Origin of the sequence: Staphylococcus sp. GDY8P198P (assembly GCF_017891615.1) — a bacterium.
GTDB classification, from domain to species: domain Bacteria; phylum Bacillota; class Bacilli; order Staphylococcales; family Staphylococcaceae; genus Staphylococcus; species Staphylococcus cohnii.
Map to the genome: position 1 here is coordinate 315182 of NZ_JAESJQ010000007.1, position 25465 is coordinate 340646.

Sequence of the window (25465 nt, forward strand, 5' to 3'; positions counted from 1 at the left end):
AAAACGATTTGATCTTTTTCATTTGCCAAAAGTCCCACCTCCATAGTTACTCAAATTATATCATATTAAATATATTTTCTATTGCATCATATCTATCCTGTATTTCAATTTTTTTATCATAGATTGGATGCATAAAAGATATTTTAAAACATCGTAATAACTGATGTTTATAGCTCGAGTGTCCGCCTCCATATAAATCATCACCCACAATAGGATGTCCTATATATTGAAAATGAACGCGGATTTGATGTGTCCGACCTGTTAATAAAGCGATTTCACATAAACTGTAATTACTGACATGGTCTAAACGCCTATATTTAGTTATTGCTTGTTTGCCATGTGAATTGACTTGTCTTGTAATAATACTAGAAGGATCCCTAGCAATAGGTGCATCTATAATTCCTTGTGCTTCCATTTCACCAAAGCATACACATAAATACGTTTTATCAATGTGTATGTTTGACATAAGATGATGTAGAAAACCATGTTTTGCAACCACAACAATACCTGAAGTGTTTCGATCAATCCTAGTGACAATATGTGGGACTATGTTTTGTCGTGATTGTTTAAAATAACCAAGAATTTGTTCAGCTAAACTAAAATGTTTGTGTTCCCTTGATGGTGCACAATTTTGATAAGGTTCTTTGGAAATAATTAATAAGTATTCATCTTCATATAAAATATTTAAAGTTTTCTCAAACGGGACCAAGTTGTGGCTTGCTGTTTCTTGAGCTAAATGTACCTCTACTATATCGTCTTTCTGTAATTGTTTACGCACAGTTTCTGTTTGTCCATTAACAATTAAAGCGCCATTATGCTTAATGGCGCTAATTGTATTCTTAGAATACCCTTGTTCCTGTAAAAAGGTTCTTAGCATTTGAGGGCCTCTAATTGTATACGTAAATTGCATTATTCGTCGTCTCCGCTTGAAATAAAGGAATCATGTACCCTTTTCCAAAATGGAAACGGTCTAAATCTAGCAAATCTAATTTTTTCATTTGCCACTCTAAATTGAATTGCATTAACATTTTTATGTTTTATACTAACATGGTCTATGGTCGTTAAAATCTTATCTTGATTCACTGGTGTAATCAGACATGTGTGATGTTTGGGTAATACTAATGGTGAACCAACCGTTCTGAACACTCTATTATTAATAGAAGCGATTTCTGCAATTTGCATTGCTTCCAAAGAAGGATGTATCAATGCGCCACCTAATGCCTTATTATAAGCAGTGGAACCTGATGGTGTTGATACACACAGTCCATCTCCTCTAAAACGTTCGAATTGGTTCCCTCTTATATTCACATCCACAACAAGTGTAGAGCCATTTTCAGTTTTCATTGTCGCTTCATTTAATGCCAAGTATCTCGTCTCATATCCATTATCGTTATAACGAACAATGATTTCTAATAGAGGATATTCTATAACTTGGAATTCTGAATTATTAATTTCAATAATTAATTTCTCCACTTCATGTGGCAACCAATCTGCATAGAACCCTAAATGTCCTGTATGTATCCCTACAAATGCACACCGTGATAACATATGGCTATACTGATGGAAAGCCTGTAATAATGTACCATCTCCACCAACTGATATGACTATTTCAGGATTTTCCGTATCTTCAACCATTTCAAAATCTTTCATGTGATTAATCATCTTATGCTTTAAAGCGTTAGACTTTGAATCACCTTTAGATAAAATTGTATAGCGCATGATTACACCTCCTAGTCATTATCATGCTTTTTAGCACGTTTTTTGGAATAGTATTTTTGAGCTTCTTGTATTTCTTCTTTAATTTCCGACATTTCTTCATCAAGTAAAAACGCTGCTTCAGCCGCACGTTCTAGTCGGTGCTGGATTTCTGGCGGATAATCTCCGTCGTATTTATAACGTAATGTATGTTCGATTGTTGCCCAAAAATTCATCGCTAATGTACGGATTTGGATTTCAGCTAAAATTGATTTTTCACCCTCAAGTGTTTCAATTGGATATTCGATAATAACATGATATGAACGATATCCACTTTGTTTTGTATTGTTGATATAATCGCGTTCTTCTACTACTTTAAAATCTTGACGTTGTCTCAAGAGATTTACCACAATATCGATATCATCTACGAATTGACACATTAATCTCAAACCTGCGATATCGTACATTTCTTCGTGTAATCGATCAAATGAGATTTGTCTTTTATTCGCTTTATCAATAATGCTAGTCATAGGTTTAACACGACCCGTCACAAATTCAATTGGTGAAGCATTATCTTCTACGTCATACTGTTTTCTAAGCCCTTTTAATTTAACTTTTAATTCATCAACTGCTTGTCTATATGGAGATAAAAACTGATCCCATTGATTCATTGTGCTTCACTCCGCTTCACTCTAATTCGAAAGTATCTTCCACAACAGAAACAAACTCCTTACCATAGTTTGAATTACCTTGAATATTTTCTAATATATAATTAAACTCTCTGTCGAATTGTTTTAGTTCTAATTGATCATTAATGATAATCTTCTTATTTTTATTCTCATGTAACATAGACCAGGTTTCTTGAACAAAAATCAAATATGAATATGACTGGCCATCATCTAAGATATATGCAAAACTATAATTATCACTATCAACAAGCATTTGTCCTGCTTCTTGTAAGCCTTCTGTAGATTGTTCTGTATAACACTTTAAACTATCTTCTGTTACTTTAATTTCATTCACATAAATACGCATGCTTGTTCCTCCTTATTCTTCATCATTTTAACATAATTATGACGTACATAACACGTTACATGACTATTATCATGTCATCAATTGGCTTAACGTAAATATAATAATTTTTAGCGTATAATGCAATCTAATTTAAATTAACTCACAAGTACTTTAAAATGAATTATCATAAGTATTTAAGGAGTGTAACGCGTGGCAACTAATAATGAAATTGAATTTAAACAGTTATTGTCTAAAGACAATTACCAAGCAATATACAACACTTATTTTTTAGATACAAAACCATTTAGTCAGACCAATTATTACATCGATACACGAAATTTCGATTTAAAATCACATCACTCAGCTTTGAGAATTCGTATTAAAGATGATACTTACGAAATGACATTAAAAGTACCGGCTGAAATTGGCTTGATGGAGTATAATTTCGACACAAAGGTTGAACCAAAACTAAACAAACACATCAAAAGTCAGGACCTGCCTCAAGATATTTTAAACCAACTCTTAAAAATGGATGTAGATATTGATGCATTAACCGTATTAGGAGCTTTGACTACCGAACGTTTAGAAAAAGAAATTCATGGTAATTTACTTGTCTTGGATAAAAATCAATATCTGGATTTTGAAGACTTCGAACTTGAATATGAAGTAAATGATTATGATGAAGGATTAATTCAATTTAAATCAATCCTTCATCAATTCAATATCAATCATGAAATTCCAAACAATAAAGTCCAAAGATTTTTCAATCGCAAACATAAATTAAGCAATAGTTAATTGCGCGCAATATTAAGAAGTCGAATTACTTCCAAATGTAAAAATTCATGTTATATTAGTATTATATTAATAGGATATGGTGATACTATGACACAAACACCTTACGAGATTATCGGACAAGACGCCTTATTTAAAATGATTGACCATTTTTATTATATGGTACAACGTGATGATAGAATCAATCATTTGTTTCCTGGAGATTTTGAAGAAACAAGCAGAAAACAAAAACAGTTCTTAACACAATTTTTAGGCGGTCCTCAACTGTATACAGAAGAACATGGTCATCCTATGTTAAAAAAAAGACATTTAGAATTTGTAATAACAACGCACGAACGTGACGCATGGCTTGAAAATATGTATAAAGCTATTCAACAAGCAGATTTTCCTGCAGGCGTCGGGGATTATTTATATGAACGATTACGTTTAACAGCGAATCACATGGTTAATTCCGAAAATTAATTGTAGGTGAAAAAACATGGCTGAAGAATTAAAATTAATAAATGCTAATAGTCGTGAAGATGCAAATCTTTCACCTTTGAGTAAGATTGAAATTTATTCCTTTTTCGATCCATTCAGTAAAGAGTGCTTTAAATTGTCTGCTATACTTTCAAAATTACGACTTGAGTATAAACAATATATCAGTATTAGACATATTTTAAATCCTTCCTTACGAGTATTAACAAAATGCCAAGCTCAAAGTACATCTAATTTAGATAATATCGCACTTGCCTATAAAGCTGCTGAACTCCAAGGTCGATTACGGGCTGAGCGCTTTATACATCTTGTACAAAATGAGATAATACCAAAACGAGATATTATAACTGAAGAGATGGTCAATAATTGTATTAGTAATGCTGGACTTGATTATGAAGTCTTTAAAGAAGACTTACATAAGAGTTCATTAAAAGAAAGTTTACAAGTTGACCTGCATATAGCTCGAGAAATGGAAATTGAAGAGGCACCTTCCCTTGTATTCTTTAACGAAGATATACATGAAGAAGGTTTAAAAGTTGAAGGCTTATACCCTTATCATATATATACGTATATCATAAATGAACTTATTGGTTCACCAATTGAAAAAGAACTTCCACCAAGTTTAGAAACTTACATTTACCAACAACAATTAGTAACCAAAGAAGAGTTGCTGACTATTTATGAATGGCCTGAAAAATTATTGAATAAAGAACTGAAAAAATTAGCATTACAACAAAAAATAGAAAAACTTAGCTCACCAGAAGGTAAATTTTGGAAGTCAAAAGTTTGAAATGTTGCTAGTATTCACAACAATATATGCTTTATTTTCAAAATTATAAGTTTCATTTTATTTGAAACAGATACTGTGGCATGTATTTTATTGTTAAAAAGGACTGTCGACAAAGTCTCCGACTTTGTTGGCAGTTTTTTTGTGCACGCTTTCCGCGAGCACTGCCTTAGCCTGTAGTCTTCGGCTAGTGCGCCTCCCGCAGGAGTCGGCCCAAATCACTGCCAATATCACACTGAAAATATTACTAATTCAGAGACTATTTTGTCTCAAATCAATGAAACAAACAATCAAAGAAGCTGTGAAAAAAAGTTACTTTTCAATTCCAAGAAGCATTGGACAAAGAACTAATCCATAACAAAATGGATTAGTTCTTTTTTACAAGTTATCGATTGAGATTATACTGACTTACACAGAATATGAATTAAGTCTATAACCTCACCCTTAGCTCAAATTCTCATCGATCGACACGTTACAAATTTTCGATAAATGATGTATTTTAACTCAAAAAACACCTATTCCGCACTTAACTAACTACGGGAAGATGAAACAAAGTTGCACTTATATAAATTTAGTACCCAAAGCATTTTCAAATCGTCATATAATACAAAATTTCATAAAAACAAAGAAAATGCCAACTTCTATATTATTACTAAAGAAGTTGGCGCTTTTTATTGCCTCTAGTTATTATATTTCAATTGCTTTTTGTAAAATGAATCTCTACAACTTTTTCTTATTTGCTAATTGCTAAACATTATTTTCAATATACATTAGTATTTTATATAAAATTCAATGCAAATTATATGTTGAAATATCTGAATAGTTATTCAATTTCTTATACATCTCTTAGTTATTTAAAAATGGATATAAAAAAAAAACGCCGTGTCTGATTACACGGCGCTAAACAAAGGGGATGGGAGAAATTTTTCACTTCAAACAAAGGGGTATGTTTGTTATGTGATTAATTTCATGTATATAATGTAACACGCTGTTATATACCTTTCAACCATTAAAATTAAATAAATACCCTTTGTCACAAACTTGTCATATTGTAAACGAATACATTCATACTAAGCTTTCATTAACTTTTCAAAAGCGTCTAATTTTTGTTCGAATACTTGGCAAGCTTGTTCAATTGGTTCAGGTGTTGTCATATCTACACCAGCATTTTTCAAGATTTCAATAGGATAATTTGAACTACCTTTTTTCAAGAATTCATTAATATATCGCTCAACAGCCGGTTTACCTTCTGTTAAAATTTGATGACTTAAACTTTGAGCTGCACTGTATCCGGTTGCATATTGATACACATAATAATTCATATAAAAGTGTGGTATTCTAGACCATTCTTTACTAATATTTTCATCTGTTTCAACAGCATCTCCAAAATATTTTCTATTGAGATCTGCATATTCTTCATTCATACGGTTAGCAGTTAATGGTTCTCCAGCTTCTTCTATTTGATGGATTTTATGTTCAAACTCTGCGAACATTGTTTGTCTAAATAACGTTGCACGAAAACGTTCAAGTTCTTGGTTTAATAGTAGTAATCTGCGTTTGTCATCTAAATGTTTATCCATATAGTCACTTAATAATGCTTCATTACAAGTTGATGCGACTTCTGCAACGAATATAGTGTAATCACTTAAATTAGATGGTTGATTTTGACGACTAAAGTAGCTATGTGCTGAATGACCAAATTCATGTACTAAGGTATATAAATCAGAAACTGTATTTGACCAATTCAGTAATATAAACGGATTCGTTAAGTGAGCACCTGATGAGTATCCTCCAGAACGTTTACCTTTATTTTCAAAGACATCTACCCATCGATGATTTAAACCTTCTTCCACAACTTTCATATATTCTTCACCCATTGGTTGTAATGCTTTCAACATCCAATCTTTAGCCTCTTCATAAGGCATTTCAAACTTAATGTCTTTGACAAGTGGTGTATATACATCATACATTTTCATATCATCTAAGCCTAATAGTTCTTTGCGTAATTTAGTATACCGATGCAGTAAAGGTAAGTATTTATGAACTGTTTTCACTAAATTATCATAAACAGCTTCTGGAATGTGATTATTACTCAAAGCAGCTTCTCTTGCCGTTTTATAATTATGTGTTCTTGCATTAAAGACGTTTTTCTTAACTTCTCCAGCTAGTGTCGCACTTAGTGTATTGTTATAAGCACCATATGCCTTATATAAATTTTCATATGCAGATTGTCGTAATACGCGATCATCTGATTCCAGACATTTTATGAATGTCCCTTGTGTTAAAGCGTGTCGTTGACCTTCACTATCTATTGCATCTTCAAATTCTAAGTCTGCATTGCTAAACATGCCATTCACGTTGTCAGGTGTAGACAATGCATCTTGCGCCTCTGTCAATAATCTTTCTTTATCAGCACTTAATACATGCGGTCTCTTTTCATTAATTAATTTTAAATCAAATTTATAACGTTTCAAATCATCATTTTCATCAATAAAACTTTGAATCGTTGCTTCATCTATTTGTAGAATTTCAGGTACTAAAAAACTCCATGCTGAGCTAAATTTTATAATTAATTGATGCGCTCTAGATTCATAACCTGTGTATTTATCATTCGCCGTATCTTGATCTTGTTTTAAATGGGCATACACATATACTTTTTCCAACTTGGAACCTAATTCATCTTCTAATGCTAATGCATTAAATAGAGTCGATGAGCTGTCAGCTAAATGACCGACATATTGTTGTTCTTCACCTATATTATTTTCAACATCTTTAAATGCATCCTCAAAAGCATTATCAGATTCAAAGATGGTAGATAAATCCCAAGTATATTCTGGATATTGACGTTCTTGCTCTTCTCTTGTTAATTGTTGTGTCATAATATCTAGTAAACCTCCTATAAAGTCTATTAGTATAATTTTCTCACGTCATAGTCATTTTTGCACGCTATAACACCCATGATTATAATAGAATTGTTTGAATTTTTGAACAATGCTATAACTTATTTGTGTTTTATCTATTTCATTATTATAAAATTGGTTTAATTCTAGCAGTTGTTTAAAATGTGTCATATTAAATGTGTTCATTTGCCACATATATATAAGTTGTAATTGCCAATACACAGGATGCGACTTAATATACATTTGTTCTGGATAAATGATCCCTAGATATTCACCTACCCATTCATCAGTTAGCTTTAAATTATACATCACACTTAAACTTGGCTCTAAAACTGAATGCGTCTTACGACATAGACTTAAATAATGTTTTATAGCACGATTTGATAGTTTTAACGTTTGTGTTGTAGCATGATAAACATCCTTTAACTGAATTTGATTAACTAAATGCTTTAATGGTATATCATATCTTTTCGCAATAAATTGTTGTCCACCAATAAAATTAATCACTTTATAACCAAAAAGCATTTCATGTGTTGTATCCCATGATAATAACAATCTATTATAAATATTAATGAAATTTCTTTCGTTTTTTGATAAGTATACAACGCTATTATTTTTATTATATTTTACATCTTTTATTATCCAATAAACTTTATAACCGGCATTTTGTAAAGCTTTACTGCGTCTTGAAATACACGCTAACGTTACTTTTGAAAATTGTATTTCGAATACAATTTCATCATCTATAATTAAATCAGGATATTGGTAACTTTGTGGTACATATGGTTCAATGCTAACTTTATGATTTAAATCTTTTAGCTGTTGAGCAATGCGGTATTTCAAATCAGAATGTGCTTGCGATTCATTTTTATGACAATATAAACGATCATTACGAACATGTGCAAAATGAGGTGTATAGTATGCCCCCTTTTTTAATAACACTTTTCCTTTACAAAATGGGCAACGATAGTTTTCACTTTTTATTGCATTTTTTGCCCACACGGCCTGGTTTTGATCATTGTTTGCGTATAACATTTCGTCACCTCATATAATTACACGCAGAAAGTCATCAAATTACTATAACTTTATTTAAGAAAAAATTATTAATACAAAAAGCCATAAGTTAACAATTAACTTATGGCTCAGTATCTAAATAATATTACTAATCAAATCATAATCAGTATTGATAATAATTTATATTAGTTTTTAATCATCATTATTCAGTTGTATCAGGAAAATAACGACGTACTTGTGAAGCGACGTTATGACTCATAATAATTTTTGCGTAATCGTTTAAATATACTTCTGATTTATCAGTAGGATATGCGAACTCAAGTAATTGACTGTAACTATCGTTAATTGTTTCTTGTCCAACTGTTTCATCAAAGTGAACAGCGTAGTAATATACATTATTAAGACTATATAATAAATCTTCAAACTCATCTGCACTTTGATTATTATGGTAAGCATAATCAATTACTTCTTCTAAGTCATTAAATCTAACTATAACAGTACGCGTATTCTGTGGTTTACGTTTGTTGCGTTCTTGATCTTGTTGCGTTTCTTTTTGTTGTTGACGTTGTTCAAATAAATCCTCTAAACTATCATCTTGCTCAAATGTTTGTGATAATAAATCATTAACTTGATGATCTAATTGATCATTGTCTTCATCAGACATATTGATAAGATCTTCGTTTTTAGATTTAGAAATCGTTACTTCCACACCTTTTTCAAAAGCATGTACTTGAATCCATAAAGGACCTTCAACAACAAAATCTTCTTCTTCATTGATTTCTTCCATCATGTTCCAAAAGAATTCTTCTCCACGTTTGCGATTAGTCCATAAATCTTCACGTTTAAAGCCTCTTGCTTCTATATCACTATATGTTATAAATAGTTTAACGGTAGTGTCGTCAACTCGCTCTATTCTCATATCATCTCACTCCTTACAGTCGATGAATAGTAATCATTATTGTATTAGAACGTAGTAAGAATTACAATTAATTTGTTTGATTAATTTTTACTATTTTCTATTTGGTCTCTTATAATAACATATACCCTTATAAAAGGCCAAAAAACAGCACTTTCTCTAGAGTGCTGTTTGAATTCAGTCAATAATCATTCACAATTGAATAACCGATTTGTTTGACGTAAGTATATATTTATCTATTACGGTAAATACAACAAAACCACAAAGCAACATCACAATAACGTTACTTTATGGCTCAATCGCTCTATCTATACATTAATCAACCATACGTTGCGCTTCTTGCAATTGGAACGTACGTACTTTTCTAGGTAAAAAACGTCTAATTTCGTCTTCATTATAACCAACTTGTAAACGTTTATCATCTAAGATAATTGGACGTCTTAATAAACCTGGGTTATCTTGGATAATTGAATATAAGTCTTGAAGTGGTAAAGCATCAATATCTACATTTAATTTTTGATAAGTTTTAGAACGAGTAGATATGATTTCGTCTGTTCCATCTTCAGTCATTTTTAAAATTTGTTTGATTTCATCAATTGTTAAGTGTTCTGAAAAAATGTTACGCTCCGTATACGGAATGTCATGTTCTTGTAACCATGCTTTCGCTTTACGGCAAGATGTGCAACTTGGTGAAGTAAATAATGTTACCATACATCTCACTCTCCTATTTTTCATGAATATAAATTCATTAGATTTCAATTTTATATGATTAAGAATTTTTAAAGTAATTTTTATCTCTCTTAACCTTACAATTAAAGTATACCCTATCAACATTAAAATTAAATGAGAATTCTCTAATTTTTTTAAAAAATTTCAAATAAGCTTAATTCCCAATCAATTTAGTTAGAAATATTGATATGTATACAGTTTAACATAACTTACAAATGATTGAAATACTGTTATACTATTACTAAAGTATACAAATTAAATTATTATAAAGGTAGGCATCAAAAAATGGAAACTTTATTTTCTGGTATCCAACCTAGCGGTATTCCAACGCTTGGTAACTATATTGGTGCGTTGAAGCAATTTGGTGAAGTCCAAGATGATTATGATTGTTTCTTCTGCATCGTGGATCAACACGCGATTACAATTCCACAAGACCGATTAAAACTACGTAAACAAACAAGACAGCTAGCAGCAATTTATTTGGCATCAGGCATTGACCCAGAAAAATCAACATTATTTATACAATCTGAGGTGCCGGCGCACGTGCAAGCGAGCTGGATGTTAACAACTATTTCATCGATTGGTGAATTAGAACGCATGACACAATTTAAAGATAAAGCAGTAAAACAAACTGAAGGTATACCTGCTGGGTTACTTACATACCCGCCATTAATGGCAGCAGATATCGTCATTTATAACACAAATATCGTTCCTGTTGGAGACGATCAAAAACAACATATTGAATTAACTAGAAATTTAGTAGATCGATTCAATTCACGTTACAATGATGTACTTGTAAAACCAGAAATACGCATGCCAAAAGTTGGTGGTCGTGTTATGAGTTTACAGGATCCAACGAAGAAAATGAGTAAAAGTGACGATAACCAAAAAAATTATATTTCGTTATTAGATGAACCAAATGTGGGTGCCAAAAAAATAAAAAGTGCAGTAACAGATTCAGATGGCATTATTAAATTTGACCGTGACAATAAACCTGGCATTTCAAATTTATTATCAATTTATTCAAGCTTAACAGACAAAACGATTGATGAACTCCAAACACAATATAAAGATTCTAACTATGGTGAATTTAAATCAGATTTAGCTGAAATTGTGAAAGACTTTTTAATTCAGTTCCAAGAAAAATATGAATACTATTTCAACTCTGATGAATTAGATACGATTTTAGATAACGGTAGAGATAAAGCTCAAAAAGCTTCATTTAAAACGTTGAAAAAAATGGAAAAAGCAATGGGCTTAGGCCGAAAAAGATAATTTATAAAATCATAGTGAAGATTGCATAAATCTCATTCAAAAAAGGGCCAATCTACATCAAATAGATTAGCCCTTTTTTCTATAAATTTTATGGTATTTATATTAACCTGCATATGAAACATTTCTGTAATTTCCACTCAAATTTTCCACTTGATATAACCAAATTACAATATCGTTAAGTGTACGAATTTTTCAATAACACCACAATTTCTTGGAATATATCAATAATGCCTACATTATTAATTAACGTACAAAGTCAACTCTGCTAGAGAATAATAATAGTTCAACAAATGAACCAAAATTCTTGTCATGAGGAAAACGTCAATTTCTATAACGTGATATAGAAACTGACGTTTTTCATTAATTCAATAAATTGTACTCAGGCTTCTTTTTCACCTTTTACTTCATTTTATTTTTTTTCACCTGTTTCACGGTCAATTGATTTATCAATTTTCACTTCTTTTAACGATGTATCGCCGCCGATTTGGTGATAAATTAACCCTTTAACTTGAGGATTAGTTAAGTGTGCTTCACCTTTTTGATAAACAGGTGCTACTGGCGCATCATTGAGTAACAATTCTTCTGCTTCTTTCATTGCTGCGTTACGTTCTTCAGGTTTTTTCAATAATTTACCATTTGCATCTTTAATAAGTTGGTCATACTTTTTGCTGCTCCATGCAGTATTATTTTGCGAATTACCTGTAGTCATAATATTTAAGAATGACAATGGGTCTGGATAATCTGGCCCCCAACCTGATAACGATGCTTCAAATGTTTCAGAAGACTCTTGATTTAAACGTTGTTTAAATGGTAATTGTTTAATCTTCAAAGTAACACCTGGCAAGGTACTTTCTACCTGTGCTTTAATATATTCAGCTGAAACCTTTGCATCTGGTGTATCTTCAGTATTCATCGTAAATGTTAAATTTTTAATACCTAAATCTTTTTTTGCTTTTTCAAAATGTTGTTTAGCCGCTTTAGGATTATAAGTCAGTGGTGAATCTATGGATTTAGCAAAGTCTTTACCATCTGGTGTTTCTGCCGTTAATTTAGCAGTAAATCCATCTGTCGCTTCTGATCCATTATTTTTTACTGAATTCACATATCCCTCTTTATTGATAGATTGTGCAATGGCTAACCTCAAGTCTTTATTTTTAAATTCTGGTACGTTATCCTGATTCATTTTAATATAGAACGTGCTAGCCAATAAACGTTTTTTTAATCCTGGATTATCTTGATATTTATCTACTTGGTCAGCGGTAATGGTCGTATCATCTACAGAACCAGTGTCATAAAGTGATGCACCTGCTTGCTGATCTTTTAACACTTTATAATTTACACGATCTAATTGAACTTTTTCTTTGTCCCAATAATTTTCATTTTTAACTAACTGAATTTTATCTTCAACTTTCCAATCTTTAACTTTAAACGGACCATTAAAGACTGTTTTATCTGCAGTTGTAGCATATTGCTCGCCATTCTTTTTCACAACTTTTTCATTTTGTGGCATAAATGCTCCAAAGGCGAACATTTCATTAATATATGGGATTGGTTTTGTTAATTCAACTTTCAATGTATGATCATTCAAAGCTGTAACCCCTAATTTATCAACATCTTTTTTCCCCATATTAATGTCTTCAGCATTTTTAATATCATACATTATGTAAGCATATTCAGCAGCTGTTTCTGGATTAACAACTCTTTTCCAAGCATATTCAAAATCATGAGCTGTAACAGGGTCACCGTTGGACCACTTAGCATCTTTACGCAGTTTAATAGTCAATGTCTTTCCACCATTACTTTTCTCTGGCATCTCTTTAGCAACACCTGGTTGAGCTTTATCGTTTTTATCTAATGTATATAAACCTTCATACACTTGGTTATATATATCAAACGATACAGTATCAGTGGCTAAGGCAGTATCCAAAGAAGAAATATCTTGTGATATAACTTTTCTAAATACTTGTCCTTTATCCGAGTAAACACCTTCAGCACTACTACATCCCGCAGCGATTACAGTTAAAGCTAATAAAACTACAAATAGTTTAATCCTTTTCATATTAATCCCCCTTTCCCTTATACTGATGGTGCTTGTATTTGAGATTTTAATGTTTCTGCTTCCTCATCCGTAGTAAATACAAAATGCCCTGGTTGTATTTCATTCAAAGACCGTTGATCGTTTTTGGACATGTCTTCTTTATACACTGTTCTTTTTCGCGTACGCTCACTTTCAGGATCTGGTTGTGGTACTGCTGAAAGTAATGATTTCGTATAAGGATGTAACGGATGATTATATATTTCATCTGCAGAACCTAATTCGACAATCTTACCAAAATGCATAACTGCAATTCTGTCTGAAATATATTTCACCATCGAAAGGTCATGAGCAATAAATAGAAATGTAATATTGTGTTCTCTTTGCAACTTTAATAACAAATTGACAACTTGTGCTTGAATTGAAACATCTAACGCTGATATCGGTTCATCTGCAATAATAAATTCTGGTTCTACTGCTAATGCACGAGCAATACCGATACGTTGTCTTTGACCACCTGAAAATTCATGTGGATAACGATTGGCATGTTCCTTACTAAGTCCCACCGTTTCTAATAAATCATAAACTCTTCTTTTACGATCTTTTGTTCCACTAGCAAGCTTATGGATGTCTATCCCTTCTGCCACTATATCCATGACTTTTAACCTTGGATTTAATGAAGCATATGGGTCTTGGAAAATCATTTGCATCTTTTTATTAAACTTCAAAGAATCTTTACGGTTTTTTATTTTTTGAATGTCTACACCGTCATAAAGAATTTCTCCACTCGTTACATCATTGAGTTTAATAATTGCTTTACCAGTAGTAGATTTTCCACAACCAGATTCACCAACTAGTCCAAATGTTTCCCCTTTATAAATATCAAATGAAATATTTTCAATTGCACGTACTTCGCTACGCTTTCCTTCATTAAAATATTGTTTAACATTTTTCACTTGTAAAAGTATGTCTTTATTTTGCATCATCAAACGCCACCCTTTCTACCTGTTGCGGCTTATCGTAATTATTAGGCATCTTACGTAAACGTTTTTGTACCATTTCTGGTGGTTCAACATGCGGTGCGCGTTCATCAAGTAACCAAGACTTTACAAAATGTGTATCAGAAATTTTGAACCATGGTGGTGGAGTTTTAAAGTCTACATCTAATGCATATTGGCTACGTTCAGCAAACGCATCTCCTTTAGGCGGGTGTAATAAATCTGGTGGTGTACCTGGAATAGCTAATAATGCTGTATCTGTACCAGTTGTCAGATCAGGCATCGATGATAGTAACCCCCAAGTATATGGATGTTTAGGGTCATAAAATATTTCATCTACATCTCCTGTTTCAACCATTTGTCCTCCATACATAACAGCTACTCTGTCAGCTATATTAGCAACAACACCTAAATCGTGTGTGATAAAAACGATTGAAGTACTTATTTTGCTTTGTAATTCTCTCATCAATTCTAATATTTGTGCTTGCATCGTTACATCAAGTGCAGTAGTTGGCTCATCTGCAATTAATACTTTAGGTTCACATGCAAGTGCTGTCGCAATGACTATCCTTTGTCTTTGTCCACCTGAGAATTGATGTGGATAGGCATTAAAACGTTTTTCAGCGTTTGGTAATCCTACAAGATTTAATATTTCTAACGCCCTTTTCTTCGCATTTGCCTTATTGTAATTTCTATGTTTCATTAATGGCTCCATGACTTGCTTGCCTATTTTCATTGTAGGATTTAACGAAGTCATTGGATCTTGAAATATCATAGAAATATCTTTACCTCGTAATTTAATCAATTCTTCTTCTGATTTTTTAGCTAAGTCTTCACCTAAGAAATTAATAACACCTTTTTTAATTCTTCCAGTATCGCCTTGGAATAATTTTGTAATAGCTTTTGTTGTCACTGATTTCCCTGAACCTGATTCACCAACAATCGCCAGCGTTTCTCCTTTATCAAGAAAGAAATCCACGCCACGTACTGCCTGCACTTCCCCTGCGTCAATATCAAAGGAAACATGCAAATCGTTCACTTCTAATATTCTTTCTGACATAAAATGTTGCCCCCTTTATTATTTACGCATTTTCGGATCAAATGCATCGCGTAACCCATCACTAAATAGATAGAAGAATAGTATTAATAAACTTAAAATAATAGCCGGAATAAATAATTCATGTGGATGAATCAATAACATTGCTCGACCTTCATTTACAAGTGACCCAAGAGAAGTTCTTGGCGCTGGTACCCCGATACCAATAAAGCTTAAGAATGCTTCGAAGAAGATTGCATTCGGTACTGTAAACATGGATGTAACTACAATAACCCCTAAAGTATTAGGTAATATATGTTTAAATATTAATTTAAGTTTAGAGGCACCTAGTGTTTTAGATGCTAATACAAATTCTTGACCTTTTAATTTTAAGAATTCCCCTCTGACCACACGGCTCATGCCAATCCAACCTGTGATAGCCATCGCTAATATAATCGTCCATATAGATGGTTCAAAAATTAAAACGAATAAAATAACAACAATCAACGTTGGGATAGACGCAACAATTTCAATAATACGCTGCATCACATTATCAATACGGCCTCCAAAAAATCCTGAAATCGCGCCATAAATAACACCTATAAAAATATCAAGCAGTGCTGCAACAACACCGATGAATAGTGATACTTGTGCACCTTGCCAAGTACGAGACCACAAATCTCTACCTAATTGATCTGTACCAAACCAAAAATTCTCTTTCACTCCAGCTTCTTTATACGCATCTTTACCTTGAGCACCTTCACCATCAAATGGTAAAAATGAAATTTGATCTAGAACAGGTATTTTTGCTGGTAAGTTACGTCTTTCAACATCTTGTTCAGCATAGTCATGTGCACTAAATAAAGGGCCAATTAACGCTAAAATAATGATAATAATTAACCCTATCATACCAACTACCGCTAATTTATTACGCTTTAGTTGTGACCATGCATCCTGCCAAAAGTTTTTACTCTCTCTTTGTATTTCTGGCTCTTTTTCAATGTCATTGTTACTTCTAATAAAGTCTGATGCTGGAATTCCTTCTGAGGTATGTGACATAACTGCATTTGAATAATCTTGATTTAAATTTTCATTTTTATTATCAGCCATTATTTTTTACCTCCTTGTACACGTATACGTGGGTCAATAACACCATATAATATATCTACAAGGAATATAGAAACTATAAATAGTGTACTGAATAAAATGGTTGTCGCCATAATTACTGGGAAATCATTCGTGGTAATCGATCTTACGAATTGGTCCCCTAACCCTGGTACACCAAAAATATTCTCAATTGTCAAAGTACCTGTTAATATACTTGCCAACATTGGCACAATAATTGTAATTACTGGAATCAGAGCATTTCTTAATGCGTGTCCAAATAATACTCTCATTGTTGAATTACCTTTGGCACGTGCAAGTAAAATATAATCTGAACTTAACACTTCTATCATTTCTGCTCTTATGTATCTTGCTACCGTCGCTAAAACTGCTGCTGATAGTGCTAAAGATGGTAAAACTGCTGTTGAAACACCTTCCCAACCTGCTACTGGGAACCATTGCAACCTTACTGAAAATACATATTGTAATAAAACAGCTAATACGAATGATGGTACCGAAACCGCTATAACTGAAATTACAGTAGCTGTATAGTCAGCCCAAGTGTTTTGCCGGACTGCTGCAATAACCCCTAAAATTAAACCGAGTATGACACCAATCACCATCGCTGTTAAACCCATTTCTAAAGATGGTAATAATCTTGGTTTGATTAATTCCCAAACTGGTTGGTTATCATATTGGAATGAGTTACCAAAGTCCCCCGTAACAACATTCTTTAAATAACTCGCATACTGAACTGGTACTGGATCGTTTAAACCATATTTTTCGTTAAGAATTTGCTTTTGTTCTTCATTTAATTTTTCATCGTTAAACGGTGAACCTGGCATAAGTTTCATCAAGAAAAATGTAATGGTAATGATAATGAATAATGACAAAATCATATAACCCAGTCGCTTTAAAACATATTTAAGCATATCGTATCCCCCTTTGAATCGAATTAAACATTCCCTTCACAATATTCAGAATATTTAATAACATTATACGTTTAGTTAAGATTTTAATCAATATTCTATTGCTTTACTTTATTAAAGAAATTAAAAATTATTTAATTTTAAACTTCTAATTAAATACTGTTGTTAACGAATTTATAGTAATTTTTATTCATTTTTTAGTTAACTTAAGTTACAATTAATTTAATTCTTTTTAGGGGGCGCCAACATGAAATATTTAAAGCACCTAGTAATTTTTTTACTTTTTACACCCATAATTTCATTTATTTTATGGCTATTTTCAAACCATACTTGGATAAACTTTATTAATACTTTATTTTATGTCTCTATGCTCTTAGCAATTGTCTTTTTTATCATTTTGATTGTACAAGAAGGCATTTTAGATCCCACGAGTTTTGGTTTTAGAAGGCTAAAATACCAATTGACAAAAAAGAAACATAGAAGTGCGTTTGAAAATGATGAATTTTTTAAACCTACTCAACCAAAAAAAGATGTTTATATTGTCTCTTCTTGGGTAAAAATTGCTTTTCTTTGTAATCTTATTTATGTCATTATTTCTATTTTCATATCATTTGCTATATAAAAAGACTGGATTAGAAATTGTATTTAATAACAATAACTAATCCAGCCTTTTTTGTTTACGATTATCAATGTTGGGATTGCAGAAAAGTGCATAATAAAGTAAGACAAATCCTAATAAAACAATGACTGCCACATAGATTGACATCATCCATGGCAATATAAATGCGCCAATAATAAGCCCAAAACGTGCTAAAATATTTCCACCGTAAAATGATACCATCGCAAATGTGCTATACGTACTACGTTTATCTTCAGGAATCATTAAGAATCTTTGTGCATTTTGGATAGGTGAATATATTAATTCTCCTATCGTCGCTACAATTGAAAACAAACATAGAATCCAAAACGATGTTGCAGATGTCAAAATACTGTATCCTAATGTATACAAGACAATCCCAATCATAAATGCAATTCTAGTTGAAGTCGCTGCAACAATTCTGTTGACAGTAAAAGTTAAAGTTGCAACTACTACTGTGTTAATAATCATAATGACTGTGAACATTCTGACACCATCTATATAAAAACCTAAAATAGATAATGGTTCAAAAGCATTTTTCAATCTTACCACGACATAAGAATTTAAACTTAATTCAGCCATAATGACCATCATATAACCTAAATTTAGCATCATATAATACTTGTCTTTAACTACATCTCGATAACTATCAAAAAAATGTTTAAACTTAGTCGTTAAATCTCCCTTTTTGTTAATGATTTGTTCAACATTATAATACTTTTCAAATAAATACCAACTCACTAACATTGCGATAAAGAAGAGGATAAATAATAAATGTTTATGTCCCAAGTATAACAACGCACCTAGTGCCATACCGATAGCTGTACCAATATTGAACATCCAATAATTTAATTGGTATACATATTCTCTAACATTTTCATATATAGCATCCATAATTGCCGCTTCAAATATTGGTTCACTTGCAGCAAACAATAATTGAAAGATAAACACAGCAATGCAAAAAATTAGTAAGCCGATGCCATTCATAGTAACCGTAATACTTAGAATAATTAAGCAAATTGCGTATAAAAAATGGATATAATTCACTATTTTCTTCCTATTATAATTATCGCCTAAATATCCACCTAGGAAAGACACAATAAAACTCACCACAATATTAACAATTAAAAATGTCCCTGCAAAAACTGCGTTCACTTTACTCGTTAAATAAAGTGCAATAAAAGGCATGATTCCTTGACTTGCAATAATCAAGATAAAATCTGCAATCATTCGTGTTTTCAAAGTTGTTGATAAAGATGAGAAGCGTTTCATCTTGACTGCCTCCTTTTAACCTAAATATAAAGCACATTATACATTAGGTGTACGTCATAAATATACAAAATATCAAAATTAATCATGTATTTTACTATTAATTATCTGCATTATTAATTTTTCATACTTTATACTATCCAAAGCTTATTTATAAAATTTCCGTATCTGTTAAATAAATTTAGCCAAAAATAAATAAGGCTGGACAAATAAATTGTCTCAGCCTTTAACATTACATATTATTTTAGTCGTTAAATTTTTTCAAAACAAGCACGGCGTTATGGCCACCAAATCCTAGACTATTACTCATTGCATAAGTAATATCTAAATCTTCAGCTTTATTAGGAACGATGTCTAAATCACATTCTGGGTCTGGAGATTCAGCATGGATGGTTGGTGCGATACGTCCATCTCTAATAGATAAGGCAGAAAAGATTGTTTCTAAGCCACCTGTTGCACCTAATAAGTGACCAGTCATTGATTTTGTAGAGCTAATTTTTAAGTTTTTAGCTGCTTCACCAAATGTATTTTTAATCGCTTGAATTTCAGTTAAATCACCTACTGGCGTACTTGTGCCATGTGCATTTAAATATTGTATATCTTTGGCCTCAATGCCAGCATCATCAATCGCAGCTTGCATTGCACGTGAGCCGCCTTCACCTTCTGGTGCTGGCGCAGTAATATGATAAGCGTCACCTGTTGAACCATATCCAACTACTTCGGCATAAATTTCTGCACCACGCGCTTTTGCTGATTCTAATGATTCAAGTACAACAATACCTGCACCTTCACCCATCACAAAGCCATCACGACCTTCTTGGAATGGTCGACAAGCTGTTTCCTTATCTTCATTCGTTGTTAAGGCACGGCTTGCACTAAAGCCTGCTATAGCCATATGTGTGATTGGTGCTTCTGTACCTCCAGTAACCATAGCATCAGCGTCACCACGTTGGATAATCTTGAAAGCTTCTCCAATAGAGTTTGTACCTGTTGCACATGCTGTAACAGTAGCACCATTAGGACCTTTTGCACCTAAATCAATAGATACTTGGCCAGTAGCCATATCTGGAATTAACATCGGTACAAAGAAAGGACTCACACGTCTAGGACCACGCTCTAGCAATTGACTATGTGATAATTCAAATGTTTCCATGCCTCCGATACCAGAGCCAATCCAAACACCAATTCTATCAGCAGTATTTTCATTAATTTCTAGTTTTGCATCTTTGACCGCTTCTCTTGCAGCAACTACAGCATACTGTGTGAATCGATCCATACGACGCGCTTCTTTTTTATCTATATGATCTTCAATATCAAAGTCTTTTAATTCACCAGCTAAATGAACTTTATATGCTGATGTATCTAAACGTGTTATTTCGTCTATACCACTAACACCATTTAGTGCATTTTTCCATGAAGTTTTTGCATCATTACCGATTGGAGATAAAACACCCATACCAGTAATTACAACGCGATGTTCCTTGCTCATAAATTATCCTCCTATTTTCCCCATCTTATAGTTACAGCACCCCAAGTAAGACCACCACCGAATCCTACAAGTACTAAAACATCATCATCTTTAATTTTACCATTTTCTAATTCTTGTGCGATACTTAAAGGAATTGAAGCTGCAGAAGTATTACCAAATTTATCAACTGAGACGCTCATTTTTTCTTTTGGTATACCTAATCTTTCTCTTGCAGATTCCATAATTCTAATATTAGCTTGATGTGGTACAAACATATCGATATCTTTTGGTTCTAAATTTGCTTTTGCAACTGCATTATTTGAAGCTTCACCCATGATTCTAACAGCAAATTTAAACACTTCTCGTCCATTCATAAATATCTTACCATTTTCTGGATTTAAATATAAATATTCTCCTCCAGAACCGTCTGACCCAAGTTCATAACTTAAAATGCCTCGGCCTTCAGACACTTCACCGATAACTACTGCACCAGCACCATCACCAAATAATATAGCTGTTGAACGATCAGTGTAATCCGTGATCTTAGATAATTTATCTGCTCCTACAACTAAAATATTTTTATAATCACCTGATTGTACGAATTGTTTAGCATTGATCATTGCATACATGAAACCACTACATGCAGCTAACTGATCCATAGAAGCAACTTTTCCGATTCCAAGTCTATCTTGTAATATATTAGCTACAGTTGGAAACGGAAAATCTCCTGTAGATGTTGCAACAATAATCATGTCTATATCAGTTGGTTCTATACCAGCATCATTGATAGCTTTAACACTTGCTTGATAAGCTAAATCAGACGTCTCTTCATCTTCATCAGCCCATCTTCTTTCTTTAATACCTGTCATTTTTGAAATCCACTCATCTGAAGTTTCTAAAAATGATTCAAAATAGGCATTCTCTACTACTTTTTCAGGCGCATATGCACCGAAACCTTTAATACCCACGTTCATGGTTGTACACCTTCTTAATAATTTTTTGATACCAGGTATTAATTTAACATAATACATATTTCCAATACAAGAACTTCACCTAGTATACTCATTAAAATCACATTATTTATTATAGTTTATCGTAAATGTTAGCACAATTAAAATCTATACTTTATAAGTTACTACTATACAAATACTGGTTTCTTATTTATAATGAATGTATATATATTAAATTGGAGGCATTACATAATGAAATACCTCGCAGTGTTATTTTGGTCTATTGTCTTATTACAAATGGTAAATTTCGTACTTAACAGTCTTTCAGGTGGGGGCGCACTTAATTTAATTACCCCTATTATTGGTGCTATTGTATTTACAATCATTGTCGTATTATTTGACTTGATTATTAAACCTTCAAAGCATGAGACGAAAGAACAACATTAAATTTTTATCACATACAAATAAAAAAGTTCAGAACGTAAAATACCTCGAACTAACAAAAAATGACCTATATGTCATGACGGTTTTGCATTGATACCATTTGTTAATTAGCACTCTGAACATTCAAAATTCTGAATTATTATAATAACAGCCCGTAAAAGAACTGCTTAGTTCACTTACGGGCTTATTTTATGAGAGTTGATATCTCAAGTACTATTTATTTTCAGTTTATATTATTTCTGGTCTGATTTCTTCAAATGTTAAACCATCATCTGATAAATCTATTTTTATTAACGTACCTTCTGGTAAATTCTCTCTAATCATTTTGCGTGCAAGTGGTGTTTCAATTTGTCTTTGAACAAATCTTTTTAGTGGTCTTGCACCAAATTGAGGTTCATATGCTTCCTCACCTAACCATGCTTTAGCTTTATCAGAAACGTCAATGGAAATACGTTGTTCCATCAATCTAATGTTTAATTGTGTTAAAATTTTATCAACAATTAAACTCATATCATTTACGGATAATGGTTTAAATAATACGATATCATCCATACGATTTATGATTTCTGGTTTGAAGTATTGGTTTAAACTATTCATTACTGCTTTTTCTGTTGATTCAGTAATCACGCCTGTATCTTTTACATTTTCTAATAATATTTGTGAACCAATATTACTTGTCATGATAATAATAGTATTTTTGAAGTCTACTTCTCGTCCTTGTGAATCAGTTAAACGACCTTCTTCTAATATTTGTAACAACACATTAAACACATCTGAATGTGCTTTTTCTATTTCGTCTAACAAAATAACTGAATAAGGATTACGACGAACTGATTCTGTCAGTTGTCCACCCTCTTCATGTCCAACATAGCCGGGAGGGGCACCTATTAAGCGAGAGACAGAGTGTTTTTCCATATATTCACTCATATCAATACGAATCATATGTTTTTCTGAATCAAATAAAGTTGATGCTAATGATTTCGCTAATTCTGTTTTACCTACACCTGTTGGACCTAAGAATAAGAAGCTACCAATTGGTCTATTAGGATCTTTAATTCCAGCACGCGCTCTGACAACTGCATCAGCAACTAGATCTACAGCTTTATCTTGACCTACAACACGTTCATGAAGTATATCAGATAAGTTTAGGAGTTTCTCTCTTTCGGTTTCAACTAATTTTGATACTGGAATACCTGTCCAAGAACTAACAATATCGCCTATTTCTTCATCAGTAACAATTTCACGAATGATGCGATCATTTTCTTCACTTTGTTCATTTTGGAAAGCGTCTTCTAATTCACGTAATTCTTTTTCTAGTTGTGGAATTTTACCGTGCTGTAATTCAGCAGCTTTTTCTAAATTGTAGTTATTTTCAGCATCTTCTAAAGCTTTTCGATTTTCATCTAATTCTGAACGTTTCTCTTGCAGTTTAGCTATTTTTTCTTTTTCTTCTTCAACACGTGATTGAATAGAACTTTGTTTTTCCTTTTCGTTTGCTAGTTCCTCTTGTAACTCTTGCAAACGTTGTTTACTGGCATTATCAGATTCATTTTTCAATGCTGACTCTTCAATTTCTAACTGCATAACACGACGATTCACTTGATCCAATTCTGTTGGATTTGAGCCCATTTCAGTACGTATCGTCGCACATGCTTGGTCTACTAAATCTATTGCCTTATCTGGTAAAAATCGATCAGTAATATAACGGTCTGATAATTCAGCTGCTGCTACCAATGCTTTATCCTGTATACGAACACCGTGATATACTTCGTAACGTTCTTTTAAACCACGTAAAATAGAAATAGTATCTTCTACATTAGGTTCAGATACATTTACTTTTTGAAAACGACGTTCTAAAGCTGAATCTTTTTCAATATATTCTCTATATTCATTTAAAGTTGTCGCACCAATACAATGTAGCTCCCCACGAGCCAACATTGGTTTAAGCATATTACCTGCATCCATAGCACCTTCAGTTTTACCAGCACCTACAAGCATATGAATTTCATCAATAAACAAAATAATTCTTCCGTCTGATTCTTTGACTTCTTTAAGTACTGCTTTCAATCTTTCTTCGAATTCTCCACGATATTTTGCACCTGCTACAAGTGCGCTTAAGTCAAGTTCAAAAATTGTTTTATCTAACAGTGATTCTGGCACGTCTTTACGTACGATACGCTGCGCCAATCCTTCGACAATTGCTGTTTTACCGACACCAGGCTCACCTATCAAGACCGGGTTATTTTTGGTTTTTCTACTTAATATACGGATTGAATTACGAATTTCTTCGTCACGTCCAATGACAGGGTCCATATTACCTTGACGAACTTCTTCAACTAAATCACGCCCGTATTTTTCTAATGCTTCATAATTTGCTTCTGGATTTTGTGATGTCACGCGATTGCCTCCTCTAACTTTTTTTATAATTTCCTCTATTACTTCTTTTTTATTTTCTACAAATTGTTTGGTCGTATCATCTATATCCATAGCAGCTAATACGATATGTTCCATGGATATATATTCATCTTCATATTTTTTCATATAAGTTTCAGCTTTATTTAATAAATTGTTAGCATTTTGACTTATATATTGACCATATTGAATATTATCCCCTTGGACCGATGGATATTTTTTAAGTTTTTCTTTATATGATTGATCTAATTTTTCTGTATCAATATGCGCTCTATCGAAAATACTTTTAAATAAACTTTCATTTTCTGTTAATGCTGCTGATAATACAGCTTCAATTTCAATATTTTGATTTTCATTTGTTTTAGCTAATTCAATTGCATTCTGTAATGCACTTTGAACTGCATAGGTCATTTGATTTATATCCAAATTGATTCACCTCACCATTTAATGATTGATCAATAAAGTAAGTTTGACTTTGACTTTCTTTGACCTTATCTATATTATATTACGCTTCTTGACAAGAATCAACAATAAAGGGTTCGTTTTTCAATTATTTTTTAAAGTTTTGAACGCTTACCATATCA

Annotated in this window: 23 protein-coding genes; 6 read left to right on the top strand and 17 right to left on the bottom strand. The window is 32.4% G+C overall.

Going from position 1 to position 25465, the window contains the following annotated elements; all coding sequences use genetic code 11:
- Positions 1-55 precede the first annotated feature (55 nt).
- From KA824_RS08630 to KA824_RS08645, 4 genes are read right to left on the bottom strand one after another with little or no spacing between them, the layout of a single operon-like run.
- Positions 56-910: an RluA family pseudouridine synthase gene (locus KA824_RS08630; protein ID WP_107384683.1), complete on the bottom strand. Its 855-nt coding sequence runs from the start codon at positions 908-910 to the stop codon at positions 56-58.
- Positions 910-1719: an NAD kinase gene (locus KA824_RS08635; protein ID WP_107384682.1), complete on the bottom strand. Its 810-nt coding sequence runs from the start codon at positions 1717-1719 to the stop codon at positions 910-912. Before KA824_RS08635 ends, KA824_RS08630 begins: the two co-directional genes overlap by 1 nt.
- 11 nt (positions 1720-1730) lie before the next feature.
- Positions 1731-2366 (bottom strand): GTP diphosphokinase, encoded by a 636-nt coding sequence (gene yjbM / locus KA824_RS08640; protein WP_107384681.1) that lies wholly within the window; start codon positions 2364-2366, stop codon positions 1731-1733.
- A gap of 16 nt (positions 2367-2382) precedes the next feature.
- On the bottom strand, positions 2383-2730 hold the full coding sequence (locus KA824_RS08645) for a UPF0738 family protein (RefSeq protein ID WP_107384680.1): 348 nt from the start codon (positions 2728-2730) through the stop codon (positions 2383-2385).
- A 189-nt stretch (positions 2731-2919) separates the two neighbouring features.
- On the opposite strand from KA824_RS08645, the gene KA824_RS08650 reads away from it, so the two are divergent.
- From KA824_RS08650 to yjbH, 3 genes are all read left to right on the top strand, one after another.
- Positions 2920-3504, top strand: coding sequence for a CYTH domain-containing protein (locus KA824_RS08650; RefSeq protein ID WP_107384679.1), 585 nt, complete (start codon positions 2920-2922; stop codon positions 3502-3504).
- 87 nt (positions 3505-3591) lie between these two features.
- Positions 3592-3963 (top strand): truncated hemoglobin YjbI, encoded by a 372-nt coding sequence (locus KA824_RS08655; RefSeq protein WP_181187543.1) that lies wholly within the window; start codon positions 3592-3594, stop codon positions 3961-3963.
- Between the two features lie 16 nt (positions 3964-3979).
- Entirely contained in the window at positions 3980-4768 is a 789-nt protein-coding gene (gene yjbH, locus KA824_RS08660; RefSeq protein WP_019469066.1) for a protease adaptor protein YjbH, read from the top strand.
- A gap of 1067 nt (positions 4769-5835) precedes the next feature.
- Here the strand turns inward: yjbH and pepF are convergent.
- From pepF to spxA, 4 genes are all read right to left on the bottom strand, one after another.
- Complete coding sequence (pepF, locus tag KA824_RS08665; protein WP_210133256.1) at positions 5836-7644, bottom strand: oligoendopeptidase F; 1809 nt, start codon at positions 7642-7644, stop codon at positions 5836-5838.
- A gap of 54 nt (positions 7645-7698) precedes the next feature.
- On the bottom strand, positions 7699-8700 hold the full coding sequence (locus KA824_RS08670; protein WP_107384676.1) for a competence protein CoiA: 1002 nt from the start codon (positions 8698-8700) through the stop codon (positions 7699-7701).
- Positions 8701-8881: 181 nt separating this feature from the next.
- The gene (gene mecA, locus KA824_RS08675; RefSeq protein WP_107384675.1) at positions 8882-9598 is read right to left on the bottom strand and encodes an adaptor protein MecA; all 717 of its coding nucleotides are present in this window, start codon (positions 9596-9598) and stop codon (positions 8882-8884) included.
- Between the two features lie 312 nt (positions 9599-9910).
- Positions 9911-10306: a transcriptional regulator SpxA gene (gene spxA, locus KA824_RS08680; protein WP_040030144.1), complete on the bottom strand. Its 396-nt coding sequence runs from the start codon at positions 10304-10306 to the stop codon at positions 9911-9913.
- Positions 10307-10609: 303 nt separating this feature from the next.
- Between spxA and trpS the strand changes: the two genes are divergently transcribed.
- Positions 10610-11599 (top strand): tryptophan--tRNA ligase, encoded by a 990-nt coding sequence (gene trpS, locus KA824_RS08685; protein WP_107384876.1) that lies wholly within the window; start codon positions 10610-10612, stop codon positions 11597-11599.
- 409 nt (positions 11600-12008) lie between these two features.
- On the opposite strand, the gene KA824_RS08690 is transcribed toward trpS, so the two are convergent.
- The 5 genes from KA824_RS08690 to opp3b are packed head-to-tail and all read right to left on the bottom strand — an operon-like array spanning position 12009 to position 17704.
- Positions 12009-13658, bottom strand: a complete 1650-nt coding sequence (locus KA824_RS08690; RefSeq protein WP_181187544.1) for a peptide ABC transporter substrate-binding protein — start codon at positions 13656-13658, stop codon at positions 12009-12011.
- Between the two features lie 17 nt (positions 13659-13675).
- The gene (locus KA824_RS08695) at positions 13676-14617 is read right to left on the bottom strand and encodes an ABC transporter ATP-binding protein (RefSeq protein ID WP_181187560.1); all 942 of its coding nucleotides are present in this window, start codon (positions 14615-14617) and stop codon (positions 13676-13678) included.
- Positions 14607-15692 carry an ABC transporter ATP-binding protein gene (locus tag KA824_RS08700; RefSeq protein ID WP_107384879.1) on the bottom strand — a complete coding sequence of 362 codons (1086 nt, stop codon included), beginning with the start codon at positions 15690-15692 and terminating at the stop codon, positions 14607-14609. The genes KA824_RS08695 and KA824_RS08700 overlap by 11 nt, the downstream gene beginning before the upstream one ends.
- Positions 15693-15710: 18 nt before the next feature.
- Entirely contained in the window at positions 15711-16778 is a 1068-nt protein-coding gene (opp3C, locus tag KA824_RS08705; protein ID WP_107384880.1) for an oligopeptide ABC transporter permease, read from the bottom strand.
- Entirely contained in the window at positions 16778-17704 is a 927-nt protein-coding gene (gene opp3b, locus KA824_RS08710; protein ID WP_107384881.1) for an oligopeptide ABC transporter permease, read from the bottom strand. The genes opp3C and opp3b overlap by 1 nt, the downstream gene beginning before the upstream one ends.
- A gap of 244 nt (positions 17705-17948) precedes the next feature.
- Between opp3b and KA824_RS08715 the strand changes: the two genes are divergently transcribed.
- Positions 17949-18323, top strand: a complete 375-nt coding sequence (locus tag KA824_RS08715) for a DUF3899 domain-containing protein (protein WP_107384882.1) — start codon at positions 17949-17951, stop codon at positions 18321-18323.
- A 36-nt stretch (positions 18324-18359) separates the two neighbouring features.
- Here KA824_RS08715 and KA824_RS08720 read toward each other — a convergent pair whose 3' ends face one another.
- The 3 genes from KA824_RS08720 to KA824_RS08730 form a co-directional block, all read right to left on the bottom strand.
- Positions 18360-19610, bottom strand: coding sequence for an MFS transporter (locus KA824_RS08720; RefSeq protein ID WP_107384883.1), 1251 nt, complete (start codon positions 19608-19610; stop codon positions 18360-18362).
- A gap of 241 nt (positions 19611-19851) precedes the next feature.
- Complete coding sequence (fabF, locus tag KA824_RS08725) at positions 19852-21096, bottom strand: beta-ketoacyl-ACP synthase II (RefSeq protein ID WP_181187546.1); 1245 nt, start codon at positions 21094-21096, stop codon at positions 19852-19854.
- 11 nt (positions 21097-21107) lie between these two features.
- The gene (locus tag KA824_RS08730) at positions 21108-22049 is read right to left on the bottom strand and encodes a beta-ketoacyl-ACP synthase III (protein ID WP_107384885.1); all 942 of its coding nucleotides are present in this window, start codon (positions 22047-22049) and stop codon (positions 21108-21110) included.
- Positions 22050-22277: 228 nt separating this feature from the next.
- Between KA824_RS08730 and KA824_RS08735 the strand changes: the two genes are divergently transcribed.
- Positions 22278-22472, top strand: a complete 195-nt coding sequence (locus KA824_RS08735; RefSeq protein WP_046208047.1) for a YjzD family protein — start codon at positions 22278-22280, stop codon at positions 22470-22472.
- Between the two features lie 225 nt (positions 22473-22697).
- Here KA824_RS08735 and clpB read toward each other — a convergent pair whose 3' ends face one another.
- The gene (clpB, locus tag KA824_RS08740) at positions 22698-25307 is read right to left on the bottom strand and encodes an ATP-dependent chaperone ClpB (protein ID WP_107384886.1); all 2610 of its coding nucleotides are present in this window, start codon (positions 25305-25307) and stop codon (positions 22698-22700) included.
- Positions 25308-25465: the final 158 nt, after the last annotated feature.